The 13,198-nt window shown below is 65.1% G+C and carries 11 protein-coding genes and 1 tRNA gene; 4 read left to right on the top strand and 8 right to left on the bottom strand.

Annotated features, from left to right (window positions below):
• Positions 1–8: 8 nt before the first annotated feature.
• Positions 9–206 (bottom strand): hypothetical protein, encoded by a 198-nt coding sequence (locus tag G6N37_RS16195; RefSeq protein ID WP_163681863.1) that lies wholly within the window; start codon positions 204–206, stop codon positions 9–11.
• Positions 207–644: 438 nt separating this feature from the next.
• Between G6N37_RS16195 and G6N37_RS16190 the strand changes: the two genes are divergently transcribed.
• Positions 645–1,391, top strand: a complete 747-nt coding sequence (locus G6N37_RS16190) for a DUF5131 family protein (protein ID WP_163681860.1) — start codon at positions 645–647, stop codon at positions 1,389–1,391.
• Here the strand turns inward: G6N37_RS16190 and tcmP are convergent.
• From tcmP to G6N37_RS16170, 5 genes are all read right to left on the bottom strand, one after another.
• Positions 1,388–2,506: a three-Cys-motif partner protein TcmP gene (gene tcmP, locus G6N37_RS16185; RefSeq protein WP_163681858.1), complete on the bottom strand. Its 1,119-nt coding sequence runs from the start codon at positions 2,504–2,506 to the stop codon at positions 1,388–1,390. The two genes, G6N37_RS16190 and tcmP, sit on opposite strands and share 4 nt — an antisense overlap.
• Positions 2,507–2,614: 108 nt before the next feature.
• Positions 2,615–5,839: an N-6 DNA methylase gene (locus G6N37_RS16180; RefSeq protein ID WP_232075049.1), complete on the bottom strand. Its 3,225-nt coding sequence runs from the start codon at positions 5,837–5,839 to the stop codon at positions 2,615–2,617.
• The gene (locus G6N37_RS26295; RefSeq protein WP_232075046.1) at positions 5,811–6,482 is read right to left on the bottom strand and encodes a hypothetical protein; all 672 of its coding nucleotides are present in this window, start codon (positions 6,480–6,482) and stop codon (positions 5,811–5,813) included. The genes G6N37_RS16180 and G6N37_RS26295 overlap by 29 nt, the downstream gene beginning before the upstream one ends.
• A complete protein-coding gene (locus G6N37_RS16175) occupies positions 6,470–7,069 on the bottom strand; it encodes a PIN domain-containing protein (RefSeq protein WP_163681857.1) in 600 nt (199 codons plus the stop codon). The genes G6N37_RS26295 and G6N37_RS16175 overlap by 13 nt, the downstream gene beginning before the upstream one ends.
• 30 nt (positions 7,070–7,099) lie before the next feature.
• Entirely contained in the window at positions 7,100–7,603 is a 504-nt protein-coding gene (locus tag G6N37_RS16170; RefSeq protein WP_163681855.1) for a helix-turn-helix domain-containing protein, read from the bottom strand.
• 913 nt (positions 7,604–8,516) lie between these two features.
• Between G6N37_RS16170 and G6N37_RS16165 the strand changes: the two genes are divergently transcribed.
• Positions 8,517–9,002, top strand: a complete 486-nt coding sequence (locus G6N37_RS16165; protein ID WP_232075045.1) for a hypothetical protein — start codon at positions 8,517–8,519, stop codon at positions 9,000–9,002.
• A 29-nt stretch (positions 9,003–9,031) separates the two neighbouring features.
• Here G6N37_RS16165 and G6N37_RS26650 read toward each other — a convergent pair whose 3' ends face one another.
• On the bottom strand, positions 9,032–10,546 hold the full coding sequence (locus G6N37_RS26650) for a rolling circle replication-associated protein (protein WP_163681853.1): 1,515 nt from the start codon (positions 10,544–10,546) through the stop codon (positions 9,032–9,034).
• A gap of 173 nt (positions 10,547–10,719) precedes the next feature.
• Between G6N37_RS26650 and G6N37_RS16155 the strand changes: the two genes are divergently transcribed.
• Positions 10,720–10,784: transfer RNA gene (locus G6N37_RS16155), tRNA-Phe, on the top strand.
• Positions 10,785–10,821: 37 nt separating this feature from the next.
• Here the strand turns inward: G6N37_RS16155 and G6N37_RS16150 are convergent.
• Positions 10,822–12,531, bottom strand: coding sequence for a CocE/NonD family hydrolase (locus G6N37_RS16150; RefSeq protein ID WP_163681851.1), 1,710 nt, complete (start codon positions 12,529–12,531; stop codon positions 10,822–10,824).
• 61 nt (positions 12,532–12,592) lie between these two features.
• Here G6N37_RS16150 and G6N37_RS16145 point away from each other — a divergent pair, with 61 nt between their 5' ends.
• The gene (locus G6N37_RS16145; protein ID WP_232075041.1) at positions 12,593–13,192 is read left to right on the top strand and encodes a TetR/AcrR family transcriptional regulator; all 600 of its coding nucleotides are present in this window, start codon (positions 12,593–12,595) and stop codon (positions 13,190–13,192) included.
• The last annotated feature ends 6 nt before the right edge of the window (positions 13,193–13,198 follow it).

Below are 13,198 nucleotides of genomic sequence, written 5' to 3'. Positions count from 1 at the left end.
GCCCGAGTTCAGCGGTGTTGATCGCCGCCGCGGTGGGTGACGACGTTGGTGGTCATCAGCAGGAGGTCCGTGCAACCGAGTCGCCGCGCCTCATCGAAGTCGGACGCGAGAGCTGAGGCCAGCGTGTACATGAGGGTGCGCGCCGCACGGTCCACCTCCGGGAACACCGTCTTGAGGTCGGTACCGCTCGTCTTCTTTTGGTTCATGTGGCGGACGCTACGCGGCGGGGGTGCAGAGCCGCCTCCATGACGAAGACTGCCCGCCGAACCCGGGACCGATCGATCGAACCCGGGGTCAGCACCTTCAGCTACCGCTCCGTGCTCGGGTCCGGTTCCTCCTGGCAGCGCGGGCAGTCCCCGCACCGCTGGGAGGGCCCAACGCCCAGTGGAAGGAACTGGACGTGGTAGCCGGGATGGTTGCAGTATCCGCAGATCGCCATGGCTTGGCTCTCCTGATTCCTTGAGGTGTGAGAGACACGGACGTGCCGCTCACACCTTTGGGTTCGAAACCCCACCGAATACAGTGCCGACACCCGCGCGCGAGCCACTCCCGACACACCGGCAACAATGGCCCTGTGCGACTCGTCGGTACCTGACCATAGAGTGGCGGCGACAGCAAGAATCCGCAGCTGAGGGGAGCGTGCGATGGCGGACCGTTCGGCGATCGAGTGGACCGAGGCAACCTGGAACCCCGTGACCGGCTGCGACCGTGTGTCCGCCGGCTGCGACCACTGCTACGCGATGACCCTGGCCAAGCGCCTCAAGGCGATGGGCTCAGCGAAGTACCAGCAGGACGGCGACCCGCGCACCTCCGGCCCCGGGTTCGGCATCACGGTCCACCCGCAGGCCCTCGACGAACCGCGGCGCTGGCGCAACTCCCGCGTCGTGTTCGTCAACTCGATGTCCGACCTGTTCCACGCCCGCGTGCCGATCGACTTCATCCGCGACGTGTTCGACGTCTGCCGTGACACCCCGCAGCACACCTACCAGGTGCTCACGAAGCGGAGCCTGCGGCTGCGGCGGGTGGCTGACAAGCTGGACTGGCCGGACAACCTCTGGATGGGCGTATCGGTGGAGAACGCCGACGCGCTACCGCGCGTCGACCATCTCCGCGAGGTGCCAGCCGCCGTCCGCTTCTTGTCGTGTGAGCCGCTGCTCGGGCCGCTCGACGGGATCGACCTCACCGGCATCGGCTGGGTGATCGCCGGCGGCGAGAGCGGGCTGCGGTACCGGCCTATGCAGCTGTCGTGGGCGCAGGGCATCCGTGATGCGTGCACCGAGGCCGAGGTCCCCTTCTTCTTCAAGCAGTGGGGCGGCCGCACCCCAAAGGCCGCCGGCCGAGAACTCGAAGGGCAGCTGTGGGATGAGATGCCCAGCGCGGCAACGGGTTAAGCCTCGATGACGTCTCCTCCGTCATCCGGTCCCGCCTCGAAGATTCGGATACGGCTTGTGGCTGGCCACGGTGCCTTTTTCGGCGTCTCGGCGGGAGACAGCCGGACCACAAGCCCTTCCCGGAACAGCTCGTCGAGAGCGCTGCGCACGTGCGGTTCCGTGTGACCGAGAATTTGCGCCTGGTTGACCAGTTCGGTGAAGTCGTGAATACCGACGCGCTTCCGGAAGTCGTCGATCAAGGGCTCTATGTCGGGTTCAAGCAGGCTCGGCTGAAACGCCGTAGCGGCGCTGGCCCCGCGGCCGCTCGTGGGGTCCGCAGACCACTTGGCGGAGTTCCAGCATTCGAGGCCCGCCTGATGATGAGTTGCGAAGATCAGCGAGTACCGGGTGTACCGGCGTGCGACGTCGACGTCGAACGATGAGGCGTGGCATCCGAGCGCTTCCAGCTTGTCGCAATAGAGCTTTACGAGCGCGGCCTTGGACTGCGCTGTGCTGAGACCGTCGGGAATGGTCTGCCACGAGTCGTCGCCGTAGAGGCCGTTCATCACCGAGACCATCGCCGGGTTGGTGCGGTACCGGTGAGCTTCGTCGGCCATGAACGTGATCACGGCGTCGTTCTTGGGCACCTTCACGATCTCCGAGACGATGGACCACGGGATCTGCTTCAGTCCGTAGGGGTCAATAATCCACAGAGTCTGTGTTCCCGGTGGAGCGTGTTGCGTCCGCACGTCGGCAACGATGTCCTCGAACTTCTTCGGTCCGACCGGTACGTGATGGATCCGGTCGTCTGCCGGAAGAGCTTTCATGCGCCCGCCCAGGCCTTCGCAGCGGCGGGGGTCCAGGTCGTTCGTCACGTAGGTGAGCGGCTCGAAGTTCGGGCGGCAGATGTGTTCGCGGAACAGCTTCGCAATCATGATCGCGCTGCCGTCGAGGCCATCGGAGTACATCCCGGAACCGGCGAATCCGTCGATGATCGTTCCCGGCTTGGCCCACCTGCCCTGCAGAACCTTGCCCATCCAGCACGCGATGTACCGACGGTAGAAGGCGTGCTTGAGGCGGGTGTGCGGGTCCGACGGGTAGTCCACCTGCTTGCGCAGTTCCTCCTTGCGTGTCACGTGATGCTCCTCCCCGTCAAGGTGGAGCGTATCCAGCGGCGCAGACAAGGCCAGCTAGCCGCGCCGTGCGATGCTCTTCGGCCGCGCACGGGCCGGAAATCCCGTGAGTCAGGATTCGGCGGCCACTGTGAGAAGGAGCTCGGTCACCGCCTCGACGATGGCAGCCTCGGTGCCGGTATCCGTCAGGTGTTCGCGGACTTTGGTCCGGGCTTGCTGGAACGTGTTGGCGCCGCTGATGTCAACCGTGGCGGCTTCGGTCTCGGCCTGCTTACCGAGCTCGGCCAGCTGAACGTGCAGACTCACCTCATCGTCATATGTGGGGAACGGCGCAGTGAACAAGTGCGTGTCGAAGTCGCGGGGTCCGAACAGCCCCACCGCTTGTAGCGGCTGCACATTGGCAAGGATCGGAGCGGAGTTCAGAATCGCCGTCAGGTAGTGGGCTTCTCCTTCGACCAGGCACGGAGCCCAGTACAACTTGTGCTCGATGACCGCCCGATCATCACGGACGATGGCCGCCGCAATCGTGTTACCGGAGGCGGTGTAGACGACTCTGGTCGGCGCGATGGGTAACTGCGAGGAGAGCTGCGCGTGGTAGTCCATTCGCTCGCGCAGCGGCTTGGTCTCACGCGCTGGTCGGTGCCGCTCCCACACCGTCTCGGCTTCGGACCACCACGCCTGCAAACCTCCGTGGAGCTCGATTTCATCTGCGGACATGATTGAGGTCTTGGTGATCGGTAGAACTGCTTCCTTCGGTTCGGTCGTCCGGAAGGGTAAAACCTGTTCCCCGAGGTAGATGGGGTGGATGAAGCGCGTCTCCACGTTCGCTCGAAGCGAATCGCAGTCTTTCCACGGCAACTTCTCCAGGCGGCTGCGCGCAGAGGTGACGTCGCGACGGCCCGCACCCGGTCCGAGTGGTCCGGCTGGTGCATCTTCAACGAATAGCAGCACCTTAGGTACGATGATCGCGCCCTGGCGGAACCGCTCCTTGTACGGGCTCTCCGGCACCACGACACCGTGGTCGAGGACCCGCACCGCCGAGGGACCGGTGGTGAGCTTCTCCGATGCCACCGACCACGGGACGTCGGCGCGAGACAACCGCCCCGCCCACGCAAGGGTGGTCGCGGGCATCTTGCCGATCGACTCCGAGAGCTTCCCGTGGACGACACAGCACGGGATGGGGAAGCCCGTTGCGGTGTCGGCGCCCTTCAAATCCCAGCTTTCACCGAACTCGACCGTGAGGTGGTTGCCGGTATCGCTGCGCCAGTCACCGCTCCGGAAACCGGTGTGGGGGCTGCGACTCAAGACCCCGTGAGGCATGACGAACGCGAACTCGCCCCCACGGCGTAGGTACAGCTCGACGGCGCGGACCACGAAGAGAGTCGCAAGGTCGCGGCCCGACGCCCCCAGAGCGCCGGTGAGCAGGTTGCGCTCCCGTGACAGGGCACGGAACTGTACCTGCATCGGGCCGGTCATCTTGTTGTAGCGCAGCCACGGTGGGTTGCCGATCAGGACGTCCACCCGGTTGTCGGGTTCGGCCAGCCAGAGGGGACGGATCAGGTTTCGGACGTAGTAGCCCCAAATATGGTTGCGGCCTTGGGCTCTCAAGGTGCATAGGTTCGAGAAGGTCTCGGCGAGCATCTTTCCGTCCTTGCCATCGGGCGCGATGCCCCGACTCTTCAGGACGGGTAGGACCGCCTTCCCGGCATTGGAGGGTTCGGTAACCAGCGCTCGATCAGCCATGTCGGAAACTAGGTAATCGAACTCGGTGGCGTTCTTCAGCACGCTGCGCGGAAACAGGAGGTCCAGGGTGAACAGTCCACTGCCGCCCGCGATGTCGGCCTCGTCGGTGCGTACTCGGACCGCCTCGCTGCTGAAGATGTCGGCTTCCTGGCGCCACTGAATCGAGTCGCCGAGATAGACCGGCACGGTCAGGTCCTTCCGACCGCCGGAGGTGATGTTCTCGCGCCCCAATGCGAGCAGGTAGGTGACGCGCGCAAGGGTCACAGCGACGGGGTGCACATCGATGCCGACAACGTGGTGCGTGGCCTGCTGCACCGCGTCGTCGATGTCGATACCGGCTTCGGAGGCGGCGGCGAGGAAGTGCCGCACGGCGTGGAACAGGAACGTGCCGCTGCCGCAGCTGGGGTCGGCAACCACCGAATTCAACGCGTCGGTAACGAACGCGTGCACCATGCGGTCGGCGAGCCAGTCGGGGGTGTAGTACTCGCCGAGACTCTCGCGGGTCTCCTGGGTGATGACGGACTGGTAGAGCACCTTGAGCACGTCGTGTTCGACGGTGCGCCAATCGAATCGAGATACTCGCCGCCCCAGATTGCGGACAAACGACTCGCCGGTCGGGGTGTCGGTGACCCAGTCGAAGAAGTCGGCCTCCACGACACCTCGAATGCGGGCGTTGGCGAACTCGGCGCCGCTGGTGATCTCCCGTGCGGTGAGTGTGCCGGTCGGACCGACATCGAAGCCGAGGACGGCGTGGGCGATCAACTCGGCGGTGGTTACCAGGAGGGTGTGGTTGATGAACAGCTCTTCGCTGTCTACAAAGTCTTCGCCGAGTGCCGCGCGGAGCAGCTTCGCCCAGAGCTGGCGTTTGAGCTGGACCTCGTTGTCGTCCTTGTTGGCATCGTAGATGGCTTGCAGCTCGGCGGCGTCGAGCATGTGTGCCGGCGACTCGGCGCCGAGCCGCCGCTCGATCTCTTCGGGAACGGGCTGGATGGCGCTCAGTGTGGACATCACCGATTCCAGCCAGACGAGGAGTTCATCGCTGTCCGGGTTCTGCACGCTGAGCGTGTGGGTGGACACCAGTTCCAGCGCGCCGTTGTCGAGGTGGTAGAGCCTCCATTCGCGGCCGTCAGTGAGGATGCCCACGTACCGGCCGAGCGCCTGGGTCCTCTGGGCGACATATCCGGCTAGCTGCTCTTCAGCGGCTGCGAGGTCCGCGGCGTGCAGGTTCTTCTTGACCTCGATGACGCACTGGCCGATCTCGACATCGATCCGGCGGCGGGTCCCGTCGCCGACTTGGGCCTCCATCGTCGCCACCTCATCGGTTCCTAGTCCGATGTCGGCCTGGGTGAGCAGCGCGTAGATGTCCGCCTGCGTCGTTGCTTCGGGTCTGCTGGTTTGCGCTGCTAGTCGAGCGACGATCTGGTCCAGGTGTGGCGAGGTCACCTCCGCAGCGTAAGGGCCACGAAGCTCGGCGCTTTGCTCTGGAGCGGCGAGTTGCGGAAGGGGCGCCGATATCTGGACCAGATCGTCCTCCTCCATCGCGGCGGCGTCGGGCGAGACCAGTTCAGCCAGTTCCTCTGCGTACTCCTCCATACCTGCTAGACGCACCCGACGAGGGAACGGTTCCGTGCTCCACCGTGTTCGTTGGCGGGGCCGGAGCAGTAGCTCTCATAGCACGGGCCACACCACCTGGCTGAACCTCACTCCCCGGATCGATCGCCACCACCGCCTTCTTGGCGAGCTCCTTGGCGGTCGCCGTGGCGCCCGCAAGGAGATAGCTGCGTACAGCGGCTACGGGATCGGCTGAAGGCCGACCTTGGAGGGTCCGGCCGAGCAGGTTCACACGCCGTCCGACGAACTCGTGTTCGTCGGGGTGCCGGCCGTGCTCTGACTCTCCGAAGTCCTCGACACCTCCGCGGCGGTATGGATACCCGACGCTCGGGTCCGCCGCGTAGAAGGTGTACACGTCGAGATCTTTCACACCGTTCGTGCCGTTGACGTAGTGAAGTCCTGCGCCTTGGCGCAGGGCGGTGAGCAGGGTTCGGTCCCGGTACACCGCTCTGCTGGACGCAACCGGGTCGAGTTTGAGTTCGTACCCGCTTCGATCCCGGCTCTGGCCACACGTTCTACCTGCATAGGCACGGGTCATGCACTCGGTGGATAGTTTGATTTGTCCGGTCTTCGGCGTGTCAATTTCAGTCGTGTGAAGTTGATCGAGGTTGGTCAGCCGGGACACCGGGTGTCTTCCGCCAGCAGCGGCAGCAGGATCTCGGCGACCTCGGTCATGTTGTGCTGTGTCACCAGCAGGTCGAGGATCTGTTCCGGGGTCTGCGGCGGGTTGGTTCGGCGATTCGACATCTCTCGCAACGCCCGTACTCCTGCATGCGGGTGCGCTGACACTGTGTTGGCTGCGAACTGATGTGGGTGCACAGTCTCGATATCGGCCTCCGCGAGCACGCCGGCTGTGCTGAACCCGGCCCGGCGATCGTCGGTGACGATGGCGTCGGCTTTGCCGATGATCGCCGCGTGGGCGACGTGGCCGTCATCGGGATCGTTGAGTCCGTAGCTGTACTCGCGGTCTTTGGGTGCGTGAACCTCTGAGCCCGGAAACGCCTGCTTCAGCTGGTCGAAAAGGTGCTGTCGGCGCCTTGCGCTATCGCTGATCCCGCGCCTGTCGTGCAGGCCGGCGAGTATGTAGTCCAGCTCGAAGAGAATCCCAGATCCCCAGATGGGCGCGTAAGCCTCCTCGGTGGCCAACTGCAGCAGGAAGTCACGCTGAAGGCTCGGCACGAGGGCGCAGGTGTCGAGGACAGCGCGATACACGTGGGCGAGTCTTTCAGACGCCGCCGACGGTCAACGCTTGCGTTTCGCCTCGGCGAGTAACTCGGCGACCTCGTCGGCGTCGGCGTCCGCGAACTCCGCCGAACTCTCGGTGATGAACTGGTTGCGTCGAGCGTGAAGTTCCTCGCGGTAGGCAAGGACATCAGCAAGCCGCAGCTTGCGTCGGACCGCGCCGGGCACGTGCGCGTCTAACTCGCCGTTCTGGATGAGGCGGACCACCGTGGGGCGGCTCAGGCCGAGGATCTCGGCGGCCTGCTGGGTGGAGATTTCCTGGTCACGGGTCAGGATGCTGATCGACTGGCCGTGGCTGAGGGCGTGGACGGCACGCTTGAGGACCTCGTGAAGCTGTTCGGTCAGTTCGACGCGATCGTGTTCGCTCGCACCGGACAGGAAGAATGCAGGCTCAGGAGAGGTCCCGTGACGGGCTTCGTGCGCCTCGATGAAGCTCAGGACATCGGCAAGCCCATCGGCATCGGCCGGAACCGGGCTGACAATCTCCGCGGAGGCGGTGCTCATGGGTCTCACTTCCTTTCACCTCACCCTCGGAACGCGACTGATCGTAGCATAGTTACGAAAGTTACGAAAAGGTGGCAGGCGCCGGGGTCTGCGTCACAATGTCGATTTCCCGACGCTAATCGTAGGTAACCCGTTCGGCGCCAGCAGCTTTCAATAGCTGGTCTCGTGCTTCACATAAGCCGTCGACAGCAGACTTCAAGTCGAGAGCGGCATCGGCCAGTTGGTGGCGCCCTGCAGGATTGCCGTGTGAAGCAAGCACCGCAGTCGCTGACCGAAGCCTGTCCACGTAGAGCAGCGCATCGACGGTGTATTGAGCGGTCCGCATTGGGGTGGCACCACCGGACCGTTGGAGGTGGTTGCTCATAAGCGCTGCCCAGTCGTCGATGATGCGCCTGTCGAAGCCGTGCAGTGCATTAAGCACCCAACGTTGCCAGGCTGGCGGTCGTCGTTGCAGTGGACTGGAATGTGGTGACGGAGAGGCCATGTTCAAACCCTAAGATCCGTACTCGCCGTATCGCCACACCCGAAAGAATCAGGTTTCACAGGCGCTGAGCTGAATTCCGTGGCCAGCGAGTCCGCGGCGTTATGAGAATGCCGTCCAGCGACGCCGGCGCGGGTAGCTTCTTGATAGTTCGCGTCCCGTCAGGGTGCGCCGGCCTAGTCATAGAGGAAGCGCTCGCCGTGCGCGACCAGGTCGGGCGGGTTTCGGAGATCACTTGGTCGAAGATCCAGTCGGGCTCATTGGTGCTCGCGCGGACGCAGGCGTACGCAATACGCCAACTTGACGCCATCGCCGAGACTCTGGAGAAGAAGGCCGACCTCGGCAAGATTGCCAAGGCCAGCAAGGAGGCCGAGCCCAAGGTGCGCGAGTGGCTGGCGGTCATCGCGCGCTGCTTCCAGCTCCACGACGGGGGTGGCCGTGCTGGAACTCGATCGGGTGCTCGATTCCGCTCCCGAGGATCTCAACAGTCACCGGCTGGGGCTGACTGAGGCCCGTCAGAAGCGGCTGGACCTCATCTCGAGCAGCACCGCCCGCTTACTGACCCAAATGAACGAGACGGTCCGCAACGCGAATTCCAAAGTACTGCTCAATCCACGCGACGCACCTGCGGCCGTGCGGTCGAGCAACGAGATTGCGACGGGTGTGGTGGCTTTTCGCGACCGCCTTGGCATCGAGTCGGACGACGCGGCCACCGATGCGAAGCGGTGGCGCCAGGCCGTGGGCGAAGCCGTGGACAAAGTGCGGGCAACGGGAACAGAGGGCGCCGCGACAGCCAAGGGCAAGGCCACGGATTTGGCCGACGCGGTCAAGGACAGGGCAATCGATCTAACCGGTGCCGCCAAGGACAAGACCGCCGAACTGAAAGGCGTCGTCCAGACATTTTTACGCTGGAGGTAAGCATCGCGCGGCCAATACGAGGTCGGCGCCTACGTGATTGCGAGCGCAAGCTTGACGGCGAACGCTGGACCGTCATTCACGAGGGCATATCCGCCGGCCAGGCCGCCTTGATTGCAGAGCGTTCGTCGTCGGCGGACCCGCCGGTACGTCACAGTGCCGGTATCGCGGTTGACGCGCGGGACCAGGAGCGTGGCCTTGCGCGGCACCATGGCAGTAGGGAAGCGGCTGGCCGAATCGCCGTACACTGCCTGGCTACGTGACCAGCGTCGCACGATCCGCCGAGCAGCCAGGTACGCATCCTGGGCGACTTCGACGACAGCGATGGCCTTCTTGAGTCCGTACACACCCCAGAACCGGCCGGGGCCGCAGCCGGGCCGCCGCCACAATTCGGGCACTACGTGCTGGTATTCCTTGTCGCCGTTCAGGTTTGGTGATGAGTGCTTGGTGAAGTAGACGGCGAGCCGCTTGGGGTCGCAGGCTTTCAGCCCGTTGCGCACGTCGATGGCGGTTCCGGCGAGCCGATGGCGAGCTTTCTGCACCGGGTCGGGATGGTCAACGACCAGAGACCACGCTTCGGACAGCCACTGAGAGAAGCCCAGGCCTGATCGACCGGGCGACATCGGAGGTGCCATCCATAGGTGAATGTGGGGTGCACCGCGCCGCTGAAATTCCAATTTCCAGATGTAGCGAGCGGGTTCGCCATACTCCCGTTGAAAGCGTTTGCGCCACAACACCATGTGCCGCTTGACGCTGGCTCCATGCGGGGCGACGACCTCCCAGTGCCCGGGATAAGTGAGTGTGACCATAGCGGGGACGCGGCCAGATTCCACCAACGGGCTGTAGTCCAGCTCGGCGAAAGTACGGCACATCGACGATCGTGATTTCCTGGACCACTCTGTGATGACACCGCAGGTACCAGCTCGGTCGCTGTCCGCAGGACTCCGTCGTGTCGAAGACACGACGGCCTGACCACCGTGCCCGGCATTGTGTTTGAGTTCATTCCGGACATGGAACTTGGCGTCGTCAACGTCGCGTTGGTGATGACCCACCGCCCGTTCGGCGGTCTTTTCGGCACGGACTGGATTGGTCCACCCGAGCCGCACCACGCCAGGACCGACACTGATGCGGAACCGTCCGGACTCAGGTTCGACCCCGCGACGCCCAGGACCAGCCGCCCACGGTGGCGCTGGCTCGAATAATGCCGCAGCCGCGGCGACCATCTCGGGACTCGGGAACCGCAGCCCCAGTGCGTCGATCGCCCGCAGCTCGCCGGTCGCGATCCCGTCGTCAACCGACTTGCGGACATTTTCGGCACATATAACAAGCCCGCCGGCAGTGGCCGGGTTGAGGCTCGGCGCCTCGGTTGACGTACGGCCGACCGCTGGCGCTCTCCCGCCCTGCGGCCTGACGGCCTCGGGCGTTCGCGCCCTCCCGTCCTCCGAGGCGCCGGCAGAACCGAGCCTGCATGGCGGCTGTTCGGATGCGGTTGTCGCGCCGTTCGTCGACGTTGTCGGTCCGGTGGCTGATGATGCGATTCTGGGCATTGGGGTGCCTGCTCCCCGGAGCCTCGAAGCTGCCCATAACGCAAACGGCAGCGCTGAAGCTCCTGGTCAGGAGTGCAAGCACCGTGTCCGGTTTATGTCCGTTCGCCGGACAGCCTGAATACGTCAGCGCAGCTCAATGCGGCGTATACGGCGCACAGCCCCAAATAAACCGCAGTTCAGTAGCTATCCCGTCCGCCTGAAAAGCGGAAGGTCGGCGGTTCGATCCCGCCCCTGGCCACCGTGCAAGCGCTTTCCCTGCTCACCTGGGGCGCTAGCTACCCGAGCACCGGCAACAGTAGCCGCGACGACGAGCGCACCGTGTTCAGGCTGGACGTACCGACGCCGGCATGCCGGAAGTTCATGATCGCCGGCACCGAGGGGTCCTGGTCGTCGCTGGTCAGCGTCAGGCGAATGCGATGGCCCGCCTTGAACCGTCGGGCGTTGGGGACCAACGGAATTCGGTACTCGACATCCTCTCCGAGCGGCACCGCTTGCGGGTTGCGGCAGGGCAGCACCGGCGCGCCGGGGCGGCTGGCCGCTTCGTCGACCTCGCGCAGGCTGGCGCGCAACCAGCCCGCGGTCACATCGGTCGTTCCCCCGCCGGGGGCCACGTCCTGCAGCATCGGCATCCAGGCGGTGTCGATCGCCGTCGCCGACGCGACGAGGCGCAGCTCGATGTCGCCGACGACGTCGATGTCCTGGCTCAGCACCGCGCTGGTCCAGGCCAGTCTCGACGGTGGGTCGACCTCGCTGGGTTTGACGCGGCCCAGGCCGGAGCCCAACACCATGAATTCGCGGCTGCCCGGATCACCCTCGTCGGCGTCCAGACCGCCGTCGGCACGCAGGGCCAATTCGCGATGCGGGGCCTGTGACGGCGGCCAGGTGTCGGCGGTTCGCCACTCGTCGGCGCCGGGCAAAAAGTAGCGGATCGGCGGCCCGTCGGTGATCCCGGTGTCGCGGCCCTTCAGCCAATGGTCGTACCAGGCCAGCGCCTCGATGTGCATGCTTTCCCATGGCCAGGTGAGCCCGAACTCGCCGAGCATGCCCATCCGCACGCGTGTGTTGTGCGACAACCCGCTCCAGCTGGCGAACGTCGAGGGCAGGTGTAACGGCACGTTCTGCCAGTCACACCCGAGGTAGACCGGGATGTCGATTTCGGTGAGCAGCGGCAACAGGTTTCGCTCTTGCCACCACTCGTCGCGCGTCGGGTGCTTGACCGCTGCCTCCTGCCACAGTTCGTCCCACGGGTGGGGATTGTGTGGCAGCCTGAGCAGCTGTCGCAGCATGGTGACCGCCGCCTCGCCGTTCATGGTCTCGAATTTCTTGTGCACGCCCGGACTGTTCAGCACGCGCCGCGCCAACCCGACTGGCTTGCTGCGCCACAGCTTGTCGCTGCGCTCGGAGGTCAGGCCCATCATGGCGAGAAATGGTGTGATGAAAGACGAACTCAACAGCCCGTGGTGGTTGGCGCCCTCGTACAGATCGCTCGTCACGGCAAGGGGAAATATCGCTTTGAGGTGGGGCGGCCGCTCCACGGCCGCCTCCAGCTGGGTCATCGCGAAGTAGCTGATGCCGATCATCCCGACGTTTCCGTCGCACCACGGCTGGGCCGCGACCCACTCCACCAGGTCGTGCACGTCCCGGCGTTCCTGGGCGTCGAAGAAGTCGAAAGTGCCTTCGGAGCCGCAGGTCCCGCGCAGGTTGGCGATGACGTGCACGTAGCCGCGCGGCACCCAGAAGTCCGTCCTACCGGCCTCGACGAACCCCGCCGGCGCGCCGAGATCCTGCATCTGCCGCGGATACGGTGAGGCGGCCAACAGTGCGGGGAAGCGACCGTCGGCATCGGGCCGGTGCACGTCGGCCAAAAGCGTTGTGCCGTCGCGCATTTTGATCGCGGTGTTGATGTCGGTGCGCGCCGCGTACCGCGGCTCGCTGAGGTTCCGGTATTCCCGGCCGGTGGTCTGCGGGCCGTTGAGCGTCGTCACAGTTTCACGCTACGTTGAAATTAGTTTCAACGCAAGTTGAGACTTCCGGTATGGTGAGACGGTGCCGAAGCGACCGATCACCCCGGGGCCGCGCGACGAGCGCGGCGTGCTGGCGGCGCGCATCCTGGCCGCCGCTCGCGACGAATTCGCCGAACACGGCTGGGCCGGCACGGCCATTCGTGCCGTCGCCCGGACCGCGGACGTCGACCCGGCCCTCATCTACCACTACTTCGGCTCCAAGGAGGGCCTGCTCGATGCTGCCACCACGCCGCCGCAGAAGTGGCTCGACGCGGTGGCCGCGACCTGGGCGACGCCCAAGGCCGACCTGGGTCGGCAACTGATCCGCACGGTGCTGGGCACCTGGGCCGACGAGGAGGTCGGTCCGATCCTGCGCGCGGTGGTGCTGACCGCCGCCCATGAAGACAAGACGCGAGAGAAGCTGCGGCTGATCGTCGAGCGCGGCCTGATCGGCGGCTCCAGCCTGGGGGCCGACGAGGACGAACGACTGCGGCGCAGCGGGCTGATCGCCACCCAGTTGATCGGCTTCGCGTTGTTGCGCTACGTCTGGAAGATCGAACCGATCGCGTCGATGCCCGACGACCAGGTGGTGGCGGCGATCGCGCCGAACCTGCAACGCTACGTCGAGGGCGACATCGCCTAGCGGATA

Source organism: Mycobacterium seoulense (assembly GCF_010731595.1).
Taxonomy (GTDB): domain Bacteria; phylum Actinomycetota; class Actinomycetes; order Mycobacteriales; family Mycobacteriaceae; genus Mycobacterium; species Mycobacterium seoulense.
Note: the sequence above shows the minus strand (reverse complement) of the source record. Positions and strands in the feature narration are given on the sequence as shown.

What these genes read in the sequence shown, in the direction of transcription:
- G6N37_RS16170 (WP_163681855.1), bottom strand. Translation starts at nt 7,603, where the DNA reads ATGAGCACCGCCTCCGCGGAGATTGTCAGCCCGGTTCCGGCCGATGCC.
- G6N37_RS16180 (WP_232075049.1), bottom strand. Translation starts at nt 5,839, where the DNA reads ATGGAGGAGTACGCAGAGGAACTGGCTGAACTGGTCTCGCCCGACGCC.
- G6N37_RS16190 (WP_163681860.1), top strand. Translation starts at nt 645, where the DNA reads ATGGCGGACCGTTCGGCGATCGAGTGGACCGAGGCAACCTGGAACCCC.
- G6N37_RS26650 (WP_163681853.1), bottom strand. Translation starts at nt 10,546, where the DNA reads ATGCCCAGAATCGCATCATCAGCCACCGGACCGACAACGTCGACGAAC.
- G6N37_RS16195 (WP_163681863.1), bottom strand. Translation starts at nt 206, where the DNA reads ATGAACCAAAAGAAGACGAGCGGTACCGACCTCAAGACGGTGTTCCCG.